The sequence below is a fragment of the Pseudoalteromonas sp. MM1 genome (assembly GCF_030296835.1).
Classification (GTDB): Bacteria; Pseudomonadota; Gammaproteobacteria; order Enterobacterales; family Alteromonadaceae; genus Pseudoalteromonas.
Genome location: NZ_AP027922.1, coordinates 3,360,544 through 3,374,238 on the forward strand (window position 1 = coordinate 3,360,544; position 13,695 = coordinate 3,374,238).

At 41.6% G+C, this 13,695-nt stretch carries 11 protein-coding genes, 1 rRNA gene and 1 pseudogene; 4 read left to right on the forward strand and 9 right to left on the reverse strand.

Annotated features, from left to right (window positions below; all coding sequences use genetic code 11):
• Positions 1 to 2: 2 nt before the first annotated feature.
• The 7 genes from gspI to gspC form a co-directional block, all read right to left on the reverse strand.
• Positions 3 to 374, reverse strand: coding sequence for a type II secretion system minor pseudopilin GspI (gene gspI, locus QUE46_RS15180; RefSeq protein WP_286245481.1), 372 nt, complete (start codon positions 372 to 374; stop codon positions 3 to 5).
• A 2-nt stretch (positions 375 to 376) separates the two neighbouring features.
• Positions 377 to 961, reverse strand: a complete 585-nt coding sequence (gene gspH / locus QUE46_RS15185) for a type II secretion system minor pseudopilin GspH (protein WP_004588446.1) — start codon at positions 959 to 961, stop codon at positions 377 to 379.
• A gap of 50 nt (positions 962 to 1,011) precedes the next feature.
• Positions 1,012 to 1,434 (reverse strand): type II secretion system major pseudopilin GspG, encoded by a 423-nt coding sequence (gene gspG / locus QUE46_RS15190; protein WP_004588447.1) that lies wholly within the window; start codon positions 1,432 to 1,434, stop codon positions 1,012 to 1,014.
• Between the two features lie 79 nt (positions 1,435 to 1,513).
• The gene (gspF, locus tag QUE46_RS15195) at positions 1,514 to 2,749 is read right to left on the reverse strand and encodes a type II secretion system inner membrane protein GspF (protein WP_004588448.1); all 1,236 of its coding nucleotides are present in this window, start codon (positions 2,747 to 2,749) and stop codon (positions 1,514 to 1,516) included.
• Between the two features lie 2 nt (positions 2,750 to 2,751).
• Positions 2,752 to 4,320, reverse strand: coding sequence for a type II secretion system ATPase GspE (gspE, locus tag QUE46_RS15200; RefSeq protein ID WP_286245482.1), 1,569 nt, complete (start codon positions 4,318 to 4,320; stop codon positions 2,752 to 2,754).
• On the reverse strand, positions 4,313 to 6,382 hold the full coding sequence (gspD, locus tag QUE46_RS15205) for a type II secretion system secretin GspD (RefSeq protein ID WP_055016762.1): 2,070 nt from the start codon (positions 6,380 to 6,382) through the stop codon (positions 4,313 to 4,315). Before gspD ends, gspE begins: the two co-directional genes overlap by 8 nt.
• A gap of 23 nt (positions 6,383 to 6,405) precedes the next feature.
• Entirely contained in the window at positions 6,406 to 7,347 is a 942-nt protein-coding gene (gene gspC, locus QUE46_RS15210) for a type II secretion system protein GspC (RefSeq protein WP_286245483.1), read from the reverse strand.
• A gap of 213 nt (positions 7,348 to 7,560) precedes the next feature.
• On the opposite strand from gspC, the gene hslR reads away from it, so the two are divergent.
• The 4 genes from hslR (at position 7,561) to QUE46_RS15230 (ending at position 11,912) form a co-directional block, all read left to right on the forward strand.
• Positions 7,561 to 7,983, forward strand: a complete 423-nt coding sequence (gene hslR / locus QUE46_RS15215; RefSeq protein ID WP_286245484.1) for a ribosome-associated heat shock protein Hsp15 — start codon at positions 7,561 to 7,563, stop codon at positions 7,981 to 7,983.
• A 12-nt stretch (positions 7,984 to 7,995) separates the two neighbouring features.
• A complete protein-coding gene (gene hslO, locus QUE46_RS15220) occupies positions 7,996 to 8,841 on the forward strand; it encodes an Hsp33 family molecular chaperone HslO (protein WP_286245485.1) in 846 nt (281 codons plus the stop codon).
• A 261-nt stretch (positions 8,842 to 9,102) separates the two neighbouring features.
• A complete protein-coding gene (locus QUE46_RS15225) occupies positions 9,103 to 10,641 on the forward strand; it encodes a phosphoenolpyruvate carboxykinase (protein WP_004588454.1) in 1,539 nt (512 codons plus the stop codon).
• A gap of 158 nt (positions 10,642 to 10,799) precedes the next feature.
• Entirely contained in the window at positions 10,800 to 11,912 is a 1,113-nt protein-coding gene (locus QUE46_RS15230) for a PepSY domain-containing protein (protein WP_286245486.1), read from the forward strand.
• A 74-nt stretch (positions 11,913 to 11,986) separates the two neighbouring features.
• On the opposite strand, the pseudogene QUE46_RS15235 reads toward QUE46_RS15230, so the two are convergent.
• Positions 11,987 to 12,846 (reverse strand): annotated as a pseudogene (locus tag QUE46_RS15235) (IS982 family transposase).
• Between the two features lie 699 nt (positions 12,847 to 13,545).
• Positions 13,546 to 13,660: ribosomal RNA gene (rrf, locus tag QUE46_RS15240) — 5S ribosomal RNA — on the reverse strand.
• Positions 13,661 to 13,695: the final 35 nt, after the last annotated feature.

A 13,695-nucleotide genomic window follows, 5' to 3' on the forward strand; every position in this document is an offset into this window, starting at 1 on the left:
TATTAGCTGCCTTTATTTAAATAAGTTGAAAGCTCGTACACCGATTGTTCATATTTTTCGTCGCTAAAAACATTTATAGTCACTTTGACAAAGCTTTTGTCTGCAGTTTTTGCTATTTCTTGTTTCCAAAACCACTCAACGCCCGCCATTACTTCGCTACCGCGCGCGCCATTTTTAGCCTGCCAGTCTTTACCTTTAGTACGCTGCATAACAAGCACATTTTCTGCCACCCACGATGCATACGTTTGCTCTTCAAGTGTTGTTAAATGATTTATATGCTCGCCGGTTGCTTGCATAGCTGCAATCCCAGCCATAGCACAAATACTTAACGCTACAAGCACTTCGAGTAAGGTAAAGCCTTTATTCAGCCTCATTGTTATGGCTCTTTTCGCAAATTAACTGGGGCTGTAAATTCCCCTTCAATGTAATACACAGGCTCACTTTGCTCTTTTAATTCAACAATAAGCTGAAAGGCGCTGACCTCGCCAGATGATAAAATAAGGACTTGCGGTATTTTTAACTTTTCAAGCTCTAGTAAGCTATCGTCGTCGCCGCCGCTCATTAGCTCACGCCAATTTGCTTGTTCAAGTAAGTTCTCTTGTGACCAAGCTAAATCTTCTAAATTGAGCGTGAGTTTTAGCCGTTCATCAAGCTCAATAGGCTTGTAAAGGTCTTCGCGGTCAAAGGTAATCCATTTTTCGCCATCAAATACTAAAAACTCAAGGGTATTTTCTTCAACCATTAAGCCAAGTTCTATTTGATTTAAAATAGCAAACTCAGAGGCCATGTTAATGGTGGTATGCAGCCTAAGCGCTTGTGTATCAAGCTCATCTTCGGCGCCGCCTTCTAAGCTGTATACCACCATTTTGGTCGCAAATGCGATAATAGTAAGTACCACTAAAATTTCTATTAAGCTAAACCCACGGTGGTGGGCGCGCATACGATTAAGGCTTACTTGCATAGTAAGCCTCGTGCAATCGTATTTAACCATACTGCTAGGTTAAGTCGCATTTATTGCTCGTCTTCGTTCCAGTTGCCAATATCATCATCGGTACCGGCTTCGCCATCTGGCCCCATAGAAAAAATATCAAATTTACCAATTTCTCCTGGGCTAATTAGCTGGTATGGGTTGCCCCATGGATCTTCTGGTAATTCATTTACAAAGCCACCATCAGGGAAACGCTTAGGAATTGGCTCAATGCTGGTTTTATTGACCAGTGCTTCTAGGCCTTGCTCCGTGCTTGGGTAGCTTTTATTTTTAAGCTTGTATAAGCTCATTGCATCTTCAAGCTGTTGAATATCTAGATGTGCTTTATCGATAGCAGCTTCTTCTTGTTGGCCCATAATATTAGGCGCTACAATTGACATAATCATCCCGATAATAACCAATACCACCATTACTTCGAGTAAAGAAAAACCTGATTGTTTATTCACGTAAATACCTCATTTTCCAAAAACATAATTTAATTTGGCGTCATCTAAGTAAATACTAACTTAGCTAACCCCTTAAAGCTTAAAGTCCTACCGCTTTATTCATTGCCATTATTGGCTGTAAAATAGCCATTACTATAAACAAAACAATCACCGCCATAGAGGCAATCATTGCTGGCTCTAATAATTTTAATGATACGTTTACCATGCTTTCAAACTCACGGTCTTGGTTATTAGCCGCGCGCTCTAACATTTGTTCTAGCTCACCTGATTTTTCACCGCTGGCGATCATGTGCAGCATCATAGGTGGAAACAGCTTAGTTTGCTGTAAAGCCGCTCTCAGGCTTGCACCTTCACTGACTCTATCGGCAGCATCTGCTACCGATTTTTTCATTTTTTTATTCGCTAATACACCACCCGATATGCGCATTCCTTCAAGTAGTGGTACTGAGCTTGACGATAAAATACTGAGCGTACGAGCAAAACGCGCTGTATTAATACCCCGCGCTACTTTACCAAAACCAGGCATATGCAGAACGCGATCGTCCCACCAAAAGCGAATTTTAGGTTGTTTAAGTGCATGTTTAATGCCGACTGCCAGCGCAGTAATGACTAACAAACTTATAAACCAATAATTTTGTACAAAGTGACTACCCGCCATAACCCATTCGGTCGTCCAAGGCAATACTTGCTTGGTTTTTTCGAAAGTTTTTAAAATTTTAGGCACGACGGTGCCTAATAAAACCGAAACAATACCAATAGCAAAAATAACCAAAATGGTTGGATAAACCATGGCTTGTGTAATTTGGCTGCGCATGTGTTGGCGCTGTTCGGTGTAATCGGCAAGGCGATTTAATACTTGGTCAAGGTGCCCTGATTTTTCACCTGCGGCTACCATTGCTCGGTATAAATCGTCAAATACATGTGGAAATTCACTCATGCCATCAGCCAAAGTATAGCCCTCTACCACCTTTGAACGTACCGACATAAGCATACGTTTTAAGCGGGGCTTTTCACATTGCTCTGCCACCGCCATAACAGCTCCTTCAACTGGCAATGCCGATTGAATAAGCGTAGCAAGCTGGCGCGTAATAAGGGCTAAATCGGAGGTTGATACGCTGGGTTTGAAAAAACGACTTAATAACGGCGTTTTTGCACCACTAACTTGTTTTTCCCCTTCTGCTGCAGGGACAACTTCAAGCGGCGTAAGTTTTTTTTCGCGCAGCGCTTGGCGAATTTGCTTAGCTGTATCGGCTTCTAAAATGCCTTTTTGTTCTTTCCCTCGGCCATCAAGGGCACGGTATTCAAACGCCGCCATGGTTAGGCTTCCTCACGGGTAACGCGTAGAATTTCTTCAAGGGTTGTTTTGCCTGCCAGTACGCGGCTACAGCCATCTTGGCGTATGCTTGGGCTTTTTTGGCGAATGTATTTTTCAACACTTTGCTCGCCTTTACCGCTGTGGATCATTTCGCGTATTTCTTCATCAACCACCAGTAATTCATGAATACCGGTACGGCCGCGGTAACCATTAAAGTTACACTCTTCACACCCTACTGCACGGTAAATTGTAGGTGCGCTATCAAACGGTACACCTAGCAGCTCACACTCACGTTCATCGGCCGTGTGACCTTCTTTACAGCTATTACATAAAGTACGTACTAAGCGCTGCGACAGCACGCCTAACAATGACGATGAAAGTAAGAATGGCTCTACACCCATGTCTTCCATACGGGTAATTGCGCCCGAGGCGGTATTGGTATGTAGCGTAGACATCACTAAGTGACCTGTAAGCGATGCTTGCACGCCAATTTGCGCGGTTTCAAGGTCACGTATTTCACCGACCATGACTACATCAGGATCTTGACGTAATATTGCGCGAAGCCCGCGGGCAAAGGTCATGTCTACTTTGGTATTTACTTGTGTTTGGCCAATCCCCGGAATTTCGTACTCTATTGGGTCTTCTACGGTTAAAATATTACGATCGCGAGAGTTTATTTGGCTCATACCGGCGTACAAGGTGGTACTTTTACCAGAGCCCGTTGGGCCAGTAACCAAAATAATACCGTGTGGTTTGCTAATTAAATCAGCAAACAACTCTCGGTTTTGCGGTGTCATGCCTAAATCTTCTAGGTTTAAGCGGGCATTGTTTTTATCAAGTAAACGCAGTACTACACGCTCACCAAAGCTAGATGGCATGGTAGATACACGCACATCTACTGCACGCCCTGCAATACGCAGGCTGATACGACCATCTTGTGGAATACGTTTTTCTGCTATATCTAGTTTCGCCATTACCTTAATACGCGAAACCAACAACGAGGCTAGCTTACGATTAGGCTTAAGCACTTCTTTTAATACGCCATCAACCCTAAAGCGAATCACAAGCTCTTGCTCAAAGGTTTCGATATGTATATCGGATGCACCTTCTTTAATAGCTTCGCTTAACATGGCGTTGATTAGTTTGATGATAGGCGCATCATCATCGCCGGCTAATAAATCTTCGGTTTGTGGGAGCTCATCGGCAAGGGAGAATAAATCAACCTCGTTACCAATATCTTCCATCATTTGTTGTGTTTCAGAGCTATCGCGCTGATACGCAGCCTCTAATAATAACTCAAATTTATCGTCAGCTAATTGCTCGAGGGTAAAGCCTTTACCTGCAATGCGACGCACTTCTAGCAATACTTCAACATCTAGCTCGCCGCGATAATACACAACTTGCTGTTCATTATTTTTACTAAGCAGTACACCCGCTCTGCGCGCATACGAAAAAGGTAAACGCTTTGGAGGCAACTCAACTAAATCGTTACTTGTAAGTAACTCCTCAGTTCGTGGTTCATCACTACGATGAACCACGTCTTCGTTTATTTGTTCTATTGCGCTAGTCATCTTCACGCTCTGCACGTTCTTTAGAGCTTAATGCTTTTAAGTGCTCTTCATAAGTTGGTGGCAGAATAAGCTCATCATCCCAAGATGGAAGTAAAGGAACATCTGAATTTGGCATAAGTTCTATACCATCTTCTTTTTCTTTCATTTGCTCGCCACGGATAAAGTTATACTTATTAAAGCTTAACTTATTCATATTAACGCCATCTCGGATAATCGTCGGGCGAATAAATACAATAAGATTACGTTTTCGTTTGGTCGTATTAGTTGACTTAAATAAGTGACCTAAAATTGGTATATCACCTAAAATTGGTACCTTAGACACACTTTCTTGTACGTCTTCATCAATTAAGCCGCCTAACACAACCATACCGCCATCATCAGCCATAACGGTTGTGGTAATTGCGCGTTTATTAACAGAAATATCAACAGCTGTTGCACCGCTAACACTCGATACCTCTTGTTCAATTAATAATTGTACTGCTGAGCCATCGTTAATTTGTGGGGTTACTTTTAATTTTACACCCACTTCTTGGCGTTCTATGGTCTGAAATGGGTTATCGTTATTACTACCTGTTTGAGAACCAGTAATAATAGGCACTTCTTGACCCACTATCATCGACGCTTCTTCGTTATCCATGGTCGTAATAGAAGGCGTAGCCAAAATATTTGAGTTGGTGTCGGTTGAAACAGCTTGAATAATGGCACCCCAGTCGTTTTTAACTAAACCGAACGCCAAGCCATTTACACCACTTAGCAATGAAGCAAGTGCAGTGTAGTCACCTTCGGTCGTTTCATCATAGCTGGTAACATTACCGGTTTCTGTACCTATTATGGTTTGTGTGGTTGTGGTGTCTTGCGCTTGAATTCCGGCAACCGCTAATGAGCCTACCGGTACAGTTGAGCCATTATTAAACTGCAGCATACCGCCATCTTCTGAAATCCATTGGGTACCTAAGTTAACGCCATCTGATTCCATTACTTCAACAATTATGGCCTCTACAAGTACTTGTGCACGGCGAATATCGAGCCTATCAATTACGGTCTCTAATGAGCGCATGGTATCGGGCTGGGCGGTAATAACTAACGAGTTTGAATCTGGATGAGCTTCAATACTGGCATCGTTTTTATTGTTTGTACGAGTTTTACTTGTACCTTGGCCATCTTCTGCAAGCGTTTTACTTACCCCTTGTAGTACTTTTACTAAATCTTCTGCTTTGGCGTAGTTTAAGTAAAATACTTTGGTATTGCCTTGGCTTTCAAGTTCGCCATCGAGGCGCTTAATGAGCTCTATAGCACGGGTACGGGCTTGCCCTTCACCGCTTACAATTACGCTATTTGTACGGCCATCAGCAACCACCTTAGGAATTAAAAATTCTGGTACGCTGCCTTTGCCGCTGTCTTTGTAAATATTCTCAACTACCGATACAACGTCATCTGCCGTAGCATATTTAAGCTTAACAATATCTACACGCTTATCACCGGCTTGATCTACCGAGCGAATAATTTCAACTAAGCGGTTAACCGACGCTGCATGCCCTGTAAGCATCATGACGTTAGCCGCATTAAAGTTAGCTACATGGCCACCGTCTTTTTGATCGCTAAACTGGCGCACTAATGGACCAAGTTCTTGAACACTTACATTTTTAACCCGTACCACACGGGTGATCATCATATCGCCCGATGCAGCGCTGTTTTCGGTAATTAGCGGTACATTTGATTTTTTAGCGTCAGAGCTTTTTTCAATCTTAATAATACCGTTGTCCATTTCTACTGCTGAGTAGCCATACACTTCAAGTACATTTAAGAAAAATTGGTAGTACAGCGCTTCATCCATTAACTCATAACTGCGTACGTTTACTTTTCCGCGCACATTTGGGTCAATGATCACTGTTTTATTAAGGTTTTTACCAACAATGTTTATAAACTCGTTGATATCTGTGCCTTTAAAGTTTGCAGCATATTCAACAGCTGAAACCGACAACGAAATACTGGCTGCTAAAAAAAGCGCTGCGTACTTAGCTAACCCTTTTTTAATTTTTTTGAGGTGTAGCACCTGAACCATTATGTTAAAACTCCAAAGCTAAGTTATTGCAGGCTAAATTGCACATCGATTTGCTCACCATCACGTTCTATCGTGATTGTGGCATCGCTGGTGTTACGCAGCTCATTAATTGCTGCCATTGCCTGTTGTAAATCTGTTAATTGGTAACCGTTTATAGCCACGGCTAAATCATTATTCTGTAGGCCCATTTGTTTAAATAGAGCAGGCTCTTTACCTGGGCTTAAACGATAGCCAATTAGTTCACCATCGCTCATTGCTTGTGAAACACGAATGTAATCAAATAACTTACCTGGCTCGTTAAGTAGCTCTTCTCGTGTTTCTATTATTGCTTCTTTTACATCAGGATCAGCGGTTGCGTTAATCTGAAGCTCGCTTTGCTCTATTTTTTGCGGCCCCATATCTTGTTCTTCACGGGCAGCTAACACAGGCATAGACACTTTTTTAGTAAAGTCGAGACCATCTAGCATGAGCGTTTCATATCGGCCGTTTACACTTAAAATAACGCGATCGGGGAGTATTTGTGCAACCTCTGCACGAGTCCCTTGTACAACCTCCTCAACTAAGTAACTTACTTGTCGCCCTTGTGACTCAATAATAGCAATGCCTGCTTGGTCGTCGTTACTTACAGCAACAATACCCGTTAAGTTAATACTCAAGCGAGTTTCTGGCGCATTATTAATGACTTCGTTTTGCTGCGCAGTATTAGTTTTATTTGTTACAGTTTTTTTACCAAATAAAAACTGCTCTATAATATTTTGCACTGAGGTAGTACTAGTAGCCTTTGATCCGGCTGAATAGTGAGATGGAGTAAGCGGTGTAGAGAGCGGCTGCGGCCACACCAGCCACACTAACTTTGAAAGTAAATAAGCAAGATAAACAACAACTAACAGCGTAACTACTGCGCTTAATTTAGCATGGGGTAGCCGTGTTAAAAATTGTTTAAGCTGTTGAATTTGCTGTTCCATAATAATGTTCTTATTTTAATTTACTGCATAAGCGCGTACCCATAGTACCCTTTCATTTTTCATTCAACAAGCACACTAATATTAAACTTTGTAAACAGATTAATATAACAATGTAATGTTGATTAAAAAAACAGCATGCGCCGTAATACCTTCATCCTACGATGATTTCATGATAAATTTTGCGATATATAAATAGTCGATTGAAGAAGCCTAATGAGTAAAAAAAATAACACTAATGCCGATTCAGACCACAGTAGTGAGCCAAAAGTTCGATTAGATAAATGGTTATGGGCCGCGCGCTTTTACAAAACCCGTGCACTGGCACGCGAAATGGTGCAAGGCGGCAAAGTGCATTATAATGGACAACGTACTAAAGCGAGTAAAATTGTGGAGGTTGGCGCAACCATAAAGCTTGCTCAAGGTGTTGATGAAAAACTTATCAACGTGCTTAAAGTGCTTGAAAAACGCCAAAGCGCCCCCATAGCACAGACCTTGTATCAAGAAACTGATGCAAGTATTGCAAAACGCGAAGAAAACGCCATCGCACGCAAAAATAACAGCTTCTTTGCTCCTCATCCGGATAAAAAGCCCGATAAAAAGCAAAGGCGCGAACTTTTAAAAATGAAATCAAGTTAGGTATAGCCGCTCATGCAACAAGATTTACTTCACCGTTATTTATTCGACAAACTCGATGTTCGTGGCGAACTCGTTCAAATTGAACACGCCTACAACGAGATGATAGCTAATCACAATTACCCTGAGCCAGTTAAAGCACTATTAGGTGAATTACTCGTTGCAACATGTTTATTAACTGCAACCTTGAAATTTGAAGGTGAAATAGCCGTTCAGCTACAAGGCGATGGCCCTGTTAAGTACGCTGTAATTAACGGTGATGATAAGCAAAACATGCGTGGTATTGCCCGCATGCAAAGCGAGGTTAGCGGCTCAACAGTTAAAGAGCTTGTAGGCAAAGGCTACATGGTAATTACTATTACCCCAACTAAAGGGGAGCGTTACCAAGGCATAGTACCTCTTGAGCACAATACATTAAGTCAGTGTATCGAAAGCTACTTTGAGCAATCAGAACAGTTAAAAACACGCCTTTGGTTTGCAACTGATACAACAGAAGGTAATGCAAAAGCCAGTGGGTTGTTTTTACAAGTACTGCCTGTGGATAAACAAAAATCAATAGATGACTTTACTCATTTAGAAGCGCTAAGCGATACAATTAAACGCGAAGAGCTATTAGAGCTTGATGCTAATACTGTATTAACGCGCTTATATCACGAAGATAACCCGCGCGTATTTGACCCACAAGCTATTACATTTAAATGTGGCTGTAGCCGAGACAAAACTATCGCCGCGTTAGTAAATGTAGGTCAGCAAGAGTTACTTGACGACGTTGCAGAAAATGGCACAGTGAATATTAGCTGTCACTATTGCTTAAAAGAATATGTTTTTGATGAGCAAGATATTAAAAATATTTTTAATTAACCTCCCACCTCATAATCAAATATAAAGCCGCAAAATATGCGGTTTTATATTATAAAATGATGATACCGGTGTCATTAATTTTGCTAATTTACTGACACCGGTATCATTGAAATTATTCATGTTTTTTAGCAAATATATGTGTTTTTAGGGCCTTTACAGGCTCGAATATCTCAAATCCTTCTGTTACTATAATTTCAGCTTAAGGGAACTAAGAACCCAGAGCTATCCCGTTCAAACTCTCACACATAGTTAGGTATAAACATGACTACAAGCGCAACACGTTTTGTCGATTTAACCGCAGCTGAACTTGTCGAGCACGCGATTCGTCGTGGCGAAGGGACACTAGCCGCAAATGGAGCCTTTGTTGCAATTACAGGCAAGCGCACTGGGCGCTCTCCTAAAGATCGCTTCATTGTAAAAGAAGCAACAACGCAAGATGATATCCAATGGGGTAATGTAAACCGCCCATTCGATGCTGACAAATTTGACGCTTTATGGGCTCGCGTAGAAGCACATGTGCAAAGTAATGACCACTTCACCTCTCACCTAGAAGTTGGCGCAGACCCTGAGCACTACCTACCTGTAGTTGTTACTACAGAAACAGCGTGGCACCATATTTTTGCTAAAAACATGTTTATTGAGCCTAAAAACTATAATGCATCTGATTTACCCCAATGGCAGGTAATGAATGTGCCCTCGTTTGTTTGTGACCCACAGCGTGATGGCACCAACAGCGACGGCACGGTTATTATTAACTTTGCTCAACGCAAAGTGTTACTTGCAGGTATGCGTTATGCCGGTGAAATGAAAAAATCGATGTTCTCCGTTCAAAACTTTCTTCTTCCAGCAAAAGGTGTATTACCAATGCACTGCTCTGCTAACGTAGGAGAAGCGGGTGATACAGCACTATTCTTTGGATTATCGGGTACAGGTAAAACAACGTTATCGGCCGATCCAACACGCTTTTTGATTGGTGACGACGAACACGGTTGGGCACCAGGAAGCGTATTTAATATCGAAGGCGGCTGTTACGCAAAGTGTATCGACCTCTCACAAAAAAATGAGCCAGTAATTTGGAATGCAATTCGCTTTGGTACAATTTTAGAAAACGTTGTACTTGATGAAACACGCACACCAGACTTTAACGATACAAGCTTAACGCAAAATAGCCGTGCAGCTTACCCGCTAGAGCACGTAGAAAAGCGCAAAGTTGAAAACCGCGCTGGCGAGCCAAAAGCTGTTGTATTTTTAACCTGTGATGTAAGCGGTGTTTTACCGCCGGTTTCAGTACTTAGTGAAGAAGCCGCTGCTTTTCACTTTTTAAGTGGTTACACAGCTAAAGTAGGCTCTACAGAGATTGGCTCAACTAGCGATATAGAATCTACATTCTCAACGTGTTTTGGCGCCCCGTTCTTCCCTCGTCCTGCAGGTGTTTACGCTGAGCTGCTTATGAAGCGTGTACGCGAATTTGGCGCAAAGGTTTACCTTGTTAATACAGGCTGGACAGGCGGCCCATACGGTACTGGTGAGCGTTTTGATATTCCAACTACCCGCGCTGTAATAGATGCAATCGTATCTGGTAAGTTAGCCAATGTAGAAACTCAGCATATCGATGTATTAAACCTGGACGTACCAGTTGAAGTCCCAGGTGTGGATAGCAAGCTACTTAACCCAATTAATACATGGGAAGATAAAGCTAAATATAATGAATATGCAGCAAAACTTGCCGCTGACTTCACTGAAAACTTTGCTAAATACGATGTATCTGATGATATAAAAAACGCAGGCCCAAAAGCATAATTAATTACCGAGCCTGATTTAAACGCCAGCCTATAAAGCTGGCGTTTTTGTTTGCCAAGCTAATTTTATTGCTGCGACATTTTGTCGCAGTTCTTTTCTATTAAACAAAGATACAATACGCCCTCCTTACACTGCATATTTTTAATGGTCACTCTTTTATGCGTTTTAATGCTTCATGGCGAAAAATAGCAAGACGTGTACATTTATACCTAGGCTTATCAATTGGAGGTGTACTCGCACTCATCGCTCTAACAGGTTCTATACTCGTTTATTACCCCGAACTAGATGAAAATATAAATAATTTAAGTACAGAAACTGCGAAGTCTTTAAGCTGGGATACCGCATATCAAACGTTAAAAACTCACTACCCAGATAAACAAGGCTCGTGGCGTTTAGAAAGCACCAAAGATAAAAATTATATTCCGGCAAGATATTACAACCAAAACGAAACAGTGAATCACACTTTTGCACCACTCATGGTTTGGCTAACCCCTGATGGCAGTCATATATTACGTGAGGATGTGTGGGGTAACTACTTTGTTACCTGGGTTTATAACGTACACTTTTCGTTACTTGCAGGTAGCACTGGTACAATCGTTATAGGCTATGTAGGAATAGGTAGCCTTATACTCCTCATATCAGGCCTATACGCTTGGTGGCCTAAAAAAGGGCAATGGACTAAGTCATTAAAGTTTAAAGCGCGCAGCTCTTTACTGGGCTTGTTATACGACTGGCACAAGTTGCTTGGTTTAATTTTTGCTCTGCCTTTAATCCTATTAACAGCAACCGGTATAATGCTGGCAATACCAAAGCAAACCGATCCTTTAATAACAGCCCTACTTGGAAATATAGATAAACCTGACAGCGCAATAGTAAAACCCCAGCGCAGTATTTCTTTATCAGCAGCACTTAGTACAGCACAAAAGGCTATGCCATATACACGCTTAGCATGGGTAGAAACACCGTCAAATTACAATGCGGTATATCGCTTTAGGTTCAAAACCAAAAGCGATCCCTCTTATCGCTTTCCTCACAGTTATGTGCAAGTAAATGCAAACACAGGAGAGCTCATAAGCGTTTTTAATATAGATAAGATGAGCGTTGCCAGTAAATTTAAAAACTGGTTGCATCCGCTACACAATGGCAGCATTGGCGATCAGCCATTACGAATTCTGTGGGTTTTATCAGGTGTAGCCACAGCTTTATTATTTGCCTTGGGCCTTTTTAGGTGGCTCATTAAAACGAAACGATTTAAGTACACTATGAGCTAATGACAAATAATATATCAATGAGCTTTTAACAATCTAAACCTGCTTGTATAACTAACCTCAGATCTGCATAAGAATTAAAGCCGAGTCACTTTTATACTCGGCTTTTTAGTCTGAAAAGTATAGGCAATTAATCCAGCCATTAAATTAACCATAAATGAGATGCAGCTTCGGTACCTTGTGTGGTCTATTTGAGCCATATTTTTCAGCTGGTCGAAAACTGTTTCAATGATGAAACGCTTTGGTAACATCGCTCTATCCCAAGATGATATTGGCTGACGCTTCATATTACTTCGTTGATCTGCAATAAAATCAATGCCTTGCTCAGCAAGTTCCGCTTCTAAGTATGCAGATACATAACCTTTATCAGCGTATAAACTACCTGTAACATTATCGACCATATCTAATACCGGCTGTCTATCATCAACATTCCCAGCTGTCACTTTTACAGCTAATAAACCACCTTCATCATTCATGATGAGGTGAAGTTTAAAGCCATAAAACCAGCCCATTGTTCCTTTGCCTCGTTTGGCTTCTCCCGCAAAAACTTGGTGGCGAGGAATACGCATGTTGTGACAGACCTTGAGAGAAGTGGAATCGATAAATGCAATGCCTGTTTGTTTATCAAAGCGCTGCTTCAGATAGCTACACAGAGCAGGTACGTGGCCTGAAGTAACTTCAACATACGTGTATAACTGACTAAATCAGGAAAATAATGTCGCCAATACTGACAAACAAATTTGGTGTAGTAAGTTTTAAAATCGCGATAACCTGATTGATGAAAAGCAATTAATATAGTCATCACTTCGCTAGAGGATAGTCGAGATGGCTTAATGCGTTGCTTTTCACCTGATTCTATTAGGTGTTTAAGCCATTGAGGCTCAAACAATAAACAAAAATCATCGACATCTACGTAAATTGCATCTAAGTTATTCATACCATTGCCTCGGTAATCTTATGTTTCTTGGTCGAAAGATCTGATCAGCGCAAGGGCATTTAGTTCCATTTATTATGTGCAGCTCAGGTTAACTAGCTACAACCTAAGTTACGAGCTGTACACACAGCGTAACTCAAAACAAAATATATATAGATAGTCAAACCGTCTTATAACAAACTCAAGGCGCTACGCTTGAGAATAAGCTAAGCCCTCAGCAAACTAAAGCAAAACCAATAATACCAATTCACATAATTAAGTGATCTAGTTTGAGGATGGATAAACGTGTATCCGGTTGTGTTATATAACAAAAATACGGTCACAATGAGGCGCTTCGCTTAGGAGACGCTACGCTTTTGAGAAGAAAATGCTGAATATTACTTTCCTTGACACGCAAAAAAGCCCGGCTCTTTCGAATCGGGCTTTCTCTTATTTAGAGCCTGCGATGTCGTGGTGCCCACAGCGGTGGAGAGTCACATAGCTAAATACTCTTAATGCTTTTTTAATGGGATTCACTGGGCACTGAGGTGGGCGTCGCGTTCTTTTACCCGCGGGTTTCGTGATACTCAACCCACGCTACGAAGTACAGGTTGACGCTGCGCAGCTGATAACTGATGGCTGATAGCTAATAGCTAATATTTTCACTTTCCTTCAGACGCAAAAAAGCCGCTTCATTTCTGAAGCGGCTTTCTCGTATTTGGAGCCTGGCAATGTCCTACTTTCACATAGCAAATGCTACACTATCATCGGCGCTGTTTCGTTTCACTACTGAGTTCGGCATGGGGTCAGGTGGGTCCAAAACGCTATGGTTACCAAGCAAATTTGGGCGTTAATACGTATTTCTGCGCACTA

Bases quoted from the DNA above. Each gene is read 5' to 3' on its own strand.
- gspI (WP_286245481.1), bottom strand. From the start codon at position 374: ATGAGGCTGAATAAAGGCTTTACCTTACTCGAAGTGCTTGTAGCGTTA.
- gspH (WP_004588446.1), bottom strand. From the start codon at position 961: ATGCAAGTAAGCCTTAATCGTATGCGCGCCCACCACCGTGGGTTTAGC.
- gspF (WP_004588448.1), bottom strand. From the start codon at position 2,749: ATGGCGGCGTTTGAATACCGTGCCCTTGATGGCCGAGGGAAAGAACAA.
- gspE (WP_286245482.1), bottom strand. From the start codon at position 4,320: ATGACTAGCGCAATAGAACAAATAAACGAAGACGTGGTTCATCGTAGT.
- gspD (WP_055016762.1), bottom strand. From the start codon at position 6,382: ATGGTTCAGGTGCTACACCTCAAAAAAATTAAAAAAGGGTTAGCTAAG.
- gspC (WP_286245483.1), bottom strand. From the start codon at position 7,347: ATGGAACAGCAAATTCAACAGCTTAAACAATTTTTAACACGGCTACCC.
- hslR (WP_286245484.1), top strand. From the start codon at position 7,561: ATGAGTAAAAAAAATAACACTAATGCCGATTCAGACCACAGTAGTGAG.
- hslO (WP_286245485.1), top strand. From the start codon at position 7,996: ATGCAACAAGATTTACTTCACCGTTATTTATTCGACAAACTCGATGTT.
- QUE46_RS15225 (WP_004588454.1), top strand. From the start codon at position 9,103: ATGACTACAAGCGCAACACGTTTTGTCGATTTAACCGCAGCTGAACTT.
- QUE46_RS15230 (WP_286245486.1), top strand. From the start codon at position 10,800: ATGCGTTTTAATGCTTCATGGCGAAAAATAGCAAGACGTGTACATTTA.